Source organism: Brevundimonas vesicularis, from assembly GCF_032067225.1.
Classification (GTDB): domain Bacteria; phylum Pseudomonadota; class Alphaproteobacteria; order Caulobacterales; family Caulobacteraceae; genus Brevundimonas; species Brevundimonas vesicularis_F.
The window spans coordinates 69,437-75,613 of sequence record NZ_DAMBJX010000008.1 but is presented as its reverse complement, the minus strand read 5'-3'; the positions used below and the strand labels follow the sequence as shown (position 1 = coordinate 75,613).

Genomic DNA, 6,177 nt, shown 5'->3' with positions numbered 1-6,177 from the left:
CGTTTGCCGAGTCAGCGTCGAGGTCAGGCGGGTACGCGGATAGAACAACGTGCTCGACAGTTCGGTGAAGTCGGCGGGGTTTTCGATGTTGTTGAAGTTCTTCTGCTCGATCAGCCAGGAGCCATTGACCGAGTGTTGGAACACGCCCCAGTTCCGGCCGAGCATGTCTTGCGTGTCGAAGCGATAGTTCGACGTGAAGTCCAGACCGCGAACGTTACGCTTGGCGTAGTTGATCGAGCTCTGCAGGAAGTCGACCAGCAGGAAGCGGTCATCGCGCGGTGTCGCCGGATCGTTGACGCCAGTACGGGTCAGCGTTTGGCAGGCGCTGGTGTTCAGAGAAGGCCCGTTGACGCAGTTTTCCGCCGCAACCTGAGCGCTAACCGCCGCAATCACCTTGTCGATGGTGATCTCGTAATAATCGAGCACCAGCGAGAAGTTCGGGATGAAGCGCGGTTGCAGAACCGTCGAGAAGGTGAACGATTCCGATTCTTCAGGCTGCAGGTCGGGATTGCCGCCGCTACGTCCGGGAACGCTTGCGCCGTAGTCGGGGCGATAGGCATTCGCCGCAGTCGGATCTTGGAAGTTGAAGGTCAGACCCAGTTGCTGCGCCAAGGCAGCGCAGTTCACGATCCGGTTCGCAGCCTTGGTACGATCAGCGAAGTTCTGGATGTTGATCGTAGCGCACGGGTCGTTGAACTGCAGGAAGGTCTGCGTCTGCGGCGCGTTCGTTTCGGCCAACGTCGGGGCGCGAACCGAGGTGTTGAACGACGTCTTGAAGGCGATATCGCGGATCGGGCGGTAAACCAGGTTCACGCCGTAAACGTCGTTGCCACCGAAGGTGGAGAAGTCGCTGTAGCGATACGACCCGCTGAGTTCTGCATATTCACCCAGGAAGCTGTCACGCATCAGGGGAATGGAGAGTTCAGCAAAGGCTTCCTTGGTCTCATAGGAAGCTGGCAGGAAGTCGGCGCCGCTGTTGAGCTGGGCGTAGGTGGTGCCGAGCGAACGGCTGCGACCCGTGCCTTCGGTGTATTCCTTGCGGTATTCGGCGCCCAGAGCGACACCGATGGGGCCGGCGCCCCAGAAGTCCCACAGTTGGCCAGACACGGTGCCTAGCGCGTCATGCTGTTCGTTGACTTGGTCGATCGTCAGTTGGGCGCGCACATACTGCAGAGCTTCCTCGCTCTGGTTGCCCAGACCAAAGACGTTCAGCGGCTTACAGTTTTGGACCACGGCCGATTGCGAGTTCAGCGTACCGGGCACGTTGGGGTTACGGCTCGTGACCGTACCGCCGTTAGCGGTCAGCTGCTGCACGCGGCAGACGATATTGCCGGACGCGTCGCGCACTGCGTCCATAGCGTAGGAGAAGCGCTCGATGTCCAGGCCACGCTCGACGTTCTTGTTATCGACACGACCGTAGGTGTAACCCAAGTCCCAGTCGATATTCTTGACAAAGCCCAGATCACCAGCCGACCCGTTCAGGCCGACAACGTAACGTTGCAATTGCTTGTCATTGACCTGCGGACGGTCCAGGAGCCAAGCGCTGTAACGCGCAAACGGCGCAGCCGTCGTGCCCGTCTGGGCACCCGGAGCCCCTGCAGTGGCCGGACCATAGACGGGCGTCGTGTTTGCGCGGATCGCAGCGGCCAGATTGGCCGGCAGGAAGGCGTTGTCCGTGCGCGTCGTATAGGCCGACGTGCTCAGGATCTGCATCGAGTTCCCGGCGTTCAGCGTGTCGGAAATGTAGATGTCGCCGAACGAGTAGCCCGTCGCCAGGTTCGTTGTTTCGTCGACGTATTTGGCCTCGGCATACAGGTTGATGTTCGGCGTGATCTTGAAGTTTCCGCCGACCTGGAAGCGGGCATTTTCAGATTTCGGCAACGTCGAGTCGACGTTGAAGATCACATTGGGGTTTTCACCGTCACCACCGACGTTGACCCCACGGTTGGTACCCGTTTGCTGAACCCAGTTGCCGAAGTTAGCAGTACGCGCAGTCAGTCCATCAAAGACGTAGGTCTTGCCCGGAGCGACGCCGAAGCAGGACGCCGAGGTGATGGATGTCGTCGTGCACTGTCCGGTCGGAATCGTGTTCGGATTGTTAAGTGCGCTCGGCTGATAGTTGTTGGCGAGCGTAACCTGACCCCAGCGAAGCAGCTGGAGCGTGCGGCGATCCTTGTACAGAAGGCTATCTGTCACGCCGTCGTAAGGTGCGGCGGCCGTGTCAGCATCGCGACCGACCAGTCCCCAACCGCCCTGCAGCCAATCGATGTCGGCCGCCAGAACTTCATCCAGTTGCTCGTATTCACCGAAGGCGTAAACGTTCAGGCGGTCGTCAAACAGGTTCTTGCCGGCCAGCACAGAAATTCGCTTCGAATCTTGGCCGCCGTCGTTGAGCTGCGCCCAGCGGGCATCGATTTCCAGGCCCTCGAAGTCTTTGCGCAGCTTGAAGTTCAGCACACCGGAAACGGCGTCCGAACCATAGACGGACGCCGCGCCGCCCGTGACGATTTCAACGCTCTCGATCAGCAGACGCGGAATGGTGTCGACGTCGACAGCCAAGGTGCCTTGTTGCGATCCAACGTGGCGACGGCCGTCAACCAGCGTCAGCGTGCGGCCCGATCCCAACGAGCGCAGGTTCGGCAGCGACAGGCCGCCCGCGTTCAAAACGCCTGCGGTCGTGTCCGACGGAACCTGCGAGTTCATCAGCGCAGGAATGGTCGCCAGATAGTCGATGACCGTGTTTTGACCGGTCGTCAGCAAGGTCTCGCGGCTGACTTGGATCAGCGGGGTGGGAGCCGTGACCGGATCGCGACGGATACGCGAACCAGTGACGACGATTTCGTCAACCTGAGTAGCGTCCGCGGCTTCAGCGGCGGTTTGCTGCGCCTGGGCCCAAGCGGGGGCCGACATGGCGAGAATGCCCGCCAGAACCGTCGTCCCGAACAAATAATTACGCTTCAGTTTCATAATCAGTCACCCCACTAGAATCGATTTGCGAACAGCCGAGCCGCAAAAGCCCATGGCTTCTCGTAAACCGTCTAGCGAAATATGGCTGTCAGGCAACCAATGTGACCCAAATCGGGCCAGCACGCGTCGATGATGTTACAATCATGACACAGTTCAGCTACCGGGGATTGGTTAGTTGCTGCCGCTGTAATGACGCCTGAGTAGATGGCGCTCGGTGCCTTTACTGCGACTACACGATGTCAGAGATTGTCGCGGAGCCAGCCCGCCACGCGTCCCACAACATTCCCACGGTGGATGCGTGGCGCATCGGCGGCCGTGATCTGGCGCGCCATCAGCTTTCTCGCCGACACCGCCTCGCGCGGTCCGTAGGCGGCGCGGAGGAGGACGCCGGCGGTGGCGCAGAAGGCGGGGCCGGAGGCGGCGTCGGCCAAATGTGGCGCTCGTTGGGGTTTTCCGAGGCGGACAGGACGGTCGAAGACCCGCACGGCCAGCTCGCGCACGCCGTTCAGCTGGCTGGCGCCGCCGGTCAGGACAAGGCCTGCACCGGGCTCCAGGCCCACGCCCGCGTTTTTCAGCCGATCACGGAGCAGTTCGAAGGTTTCCTCGACGCGGGGGGCGATGACGGTCTTCAGCATGGCGCGCGGGACGATGACAGGGCCGGCCGAGGCGTCCTCGCCGCGCGGCGGAGCCTCCAGCATTTCGCGGTCCTCGTTGGCGCTGGCCATGGCCGAGCCGTGCAGGGTCTTGAGCCGTTCGGCGCCGGCCTTGGACGTGGACAGGCCGCGCGCGATGTCCGAGGTGACGTGGTCGCCGCCGACATTCAGGCTTTCGATATGCAGCAGGGACCGGCCGCCCCACACGGCGGCGCTGGTCGAGCCGCCGCCCATGTCGATGCAGACGGCGCCCAGATCCATCTCGTCTTCTTCCAGCGCGGCCAGAGACGAGACGACCGGTGCGGCGGCGACGCCTTGCAGATCCAAGTGCGCCAGCTCCAGGCAGTGGCTGAGGGTCGTGAAGACGTTCTCGGCCATCGAGACGACCAACAGATCCAGCCCCAGCGAGCCGCCCCGCATCGAGCGGGGATCATGCACGCCACGCGCGCCGTCGACCGACCAGGCAATGGGCAGGACGTGGATCGGGCGACGGTTGGGCAGGCGAATCTGGGCCAGGGCCATGCCGATGGCGCGCGCCAGATCGGCATCGCCGACCGGATTGGCGCCTAGCGAGACCCGGGCCTGCACCCGGTGGCTGGCCATCTGGCCGATGGCGGTCGTGACGACGACGCCGGACACCGGGCTCTGGGCGGCGCGCTCGGCGCGTTCGACGGCGTGGCCGATGGCCTGGGCCGCCTCATCCATATTGATGATGGCCCCGCCCCTGACGCCCTTGGACTGGACGTGGCTGGCGCCTGCGACGCGGATGGTGCGGTCTGCGTGACGCACGCCGTCCGGCTTCATGATGAAGCACGAGACCTTGGATTGCCCGATGTCCAACGCAGCGACCACGGGCGCACGTCCGGCGCGAGGATCCATGCCCCGACCGTGATCATTCGCCGCGCCGCGTTGCTTGGTCATGTCTCTACGGTCCTTAGGCGTCGCCGGCGGGTCGCACGGCGACCTCGTCGGGGGTTCTGAGATCGACGCGGGCGAAGCCCAGGTCGAGCAGGCGTTCGCGCTGGTCCAGCGCATCGAGGCGGATCAAAGCCGCCTCCTGTTCGGTGGCGGGAAGCTGGATCAGGCTGCCGTCTTTGAGACGCAGGTCCCAGCGGCGCTCATCCACGCGCACCAAGGCGTCCACCATCCCCATCAGTCGCGGGCGCTGGGCCAGCAGAGGCAGGATTTCGCCCGCCGCCACGTCGGCGCCCTTGCCCACAACCAGCGGCAGCGTCGGATAGCGACGCGCGTCAGCGCCGTCGATGACCTGGCCCCGGTTGTCGATCACCTTGATCTGACCGGCTTCCTGCCAGACGGCGAGGCGGTCGTGTTCCTTGACCTCGACGATCAGGGTGTCGGGCAACAGGCGCACCACGCGCGCCTCCTTGACCCACCCCACGCCCTGAACCCGCGTGCGGATGGCGTCCAGATCCAGGCTGGTGATCGGCTGACCGGAATACAGGCCCAGCGCGCGCTGGATCGCCGGCTCGGCCTCCGGCGAGGCGCCGGTGATGTGCACCCGCTTCAGCTTCAGGCCCATGCCGGCCGTCACACTGTCCAGGCCATGAGAAACCGAGGCGCCGATCCGCTCGGCGCGAGCGCCCGTGGCCAGAACCCCGACCAGCAGCAGCGCGCCGGCGCCCAGGGCGATCACGGCGGTGCGTGGCGAAATATCGACACGGCCGATGGCGGCCATCTTGCCGGGAACGGCGGACGCGTTCTGGGCCCCGCTGCGCGACCGTCCCCCGCCTTTGGAAGCCGAACCGCGCTGTGGAGCCTGATTAGAACCCTGTCGCCGACCGCCGCGAACTACCGCGGGCATGAGGCGTCCTCCACCATCCACCGAACCAGATCGTCATAGCTCATCCCGGTATGGGCGGCCTGCTCGGGCGCGAGCGAAGTCGGAGTCATGCCGGGCTGGGTATTGACCTCCAACAGGACCAGATCGTCCTTAACATCATCATAACGGAAGTCGGATCGCGACACGCCGCGGCACCCCATTGCGACGTGCGCCGCCTCGGCCTGACGCAGCGCCTTTTCGAACACGTGCGGAGGCAGAACGGCCGGCAGGACGTGCACCGATCCGCCCGGCGCATACTTGGCCTCATAGTCATAGAAGCCATTGGTCGGGGTGATGTCCGTGACGGTCAGGGCGCGCGGCCCGGCCGGTTCGCCCAGCACGGTGACGCACAGCTCCTTGCCGGCGATATAGGGCTCGACAACGACCTGCTCGCCGTACGCCCAACCCGGCTCGCCCACCTCGGAAACCGGACGATTGGCGCCCTCGCGCACCAGGAAGACGCCGACGGACGAGCCCTCCGCATTCGGCTTAACCACATAGGGCGGGTCGATGACGTGGCGGCTAGCGACCTCGTGACGATCGTACAGACCGCCGCCCGGCACCTTGATGCCCGCCGCTCGCAGCACGGCCTTGGACTTGTCCTTGTCCATCGCCAGGGCCGAGGCCAGCACGCCGGAATGGGTGTAGGGAATCCGCAGGGTCTCCAGCACGCCCTGAACACAGCCGTCCTCGCCCCAAGCGCCATGCAGACAGTTC

Annotated in this window: 4 protein-coding genes; all 4 read right to left on the bottom strand. The window is 64.3% G+C overall.

Going from position 1 to position 6,177, the window contains the following annotated elements; translation table 11 throughout:
- Positions 1-2,967 (bottom strand): TonB-dependent receptor domain-containing protein (locus tag RT123_RS03540; protein ID WP_313007891.1); only part of this gene is annotated, 2,967 nt, incomplete at its 3' end.
- Between the two features lie 239 nt (positions 2,968-3,206).
- Positions 3,207-4,499: a cell division protein FtsA gene (ftsA, locus tag RT123_RS03535; RefSeq protein ID WP_313007895.1), complete on the bottom strand. Its 1,293-nt coding sequence runs from the start codon at positions 4,497-4,499 to the stop codon at positions 3,207-3,209.
- Between the two features lie 55 nt (positions 4,500-4,554).
- On the bottom strand, positions 4,555-5,442 hold the full coding sequence (locus tag RT123_RS03530; RefSeq protein WP_313007890.1) for a cell division protein FtsQ/DivIB: 888 nt from the start codon (positions 5,440-5,442) through the stop codon (positions 4,555-4,557).
- The coding region (locus RT123_RS03525) for a D-alanine--D-alanine ligase (protein WP_313007889.1) at positions 5,430-6,177 on the bottom strand (748 nt) is incomplete at its 5' end. The genes RT123_RS03530 and RT123_RS03525, both read right to left, overlap by 13 nt.

Excerpts from the sequence above, each read along its gene's own strand:
- RT123_RS03530 (WP_313007890.1), bottom strand. The coding sequence starts at position 5,442 with ATGCCCGCGGTAGTTCGCGGCGGTCGGCGACAGGGTTCTAATCAGGCT.
- ftsA (WP_313007895.1), bottom strand. The coding sequence starts at position 4,499 with ATGGATCCTCGCGCCGGACGTGCGCCCGTGGTCGCTGCGTTGGACATC.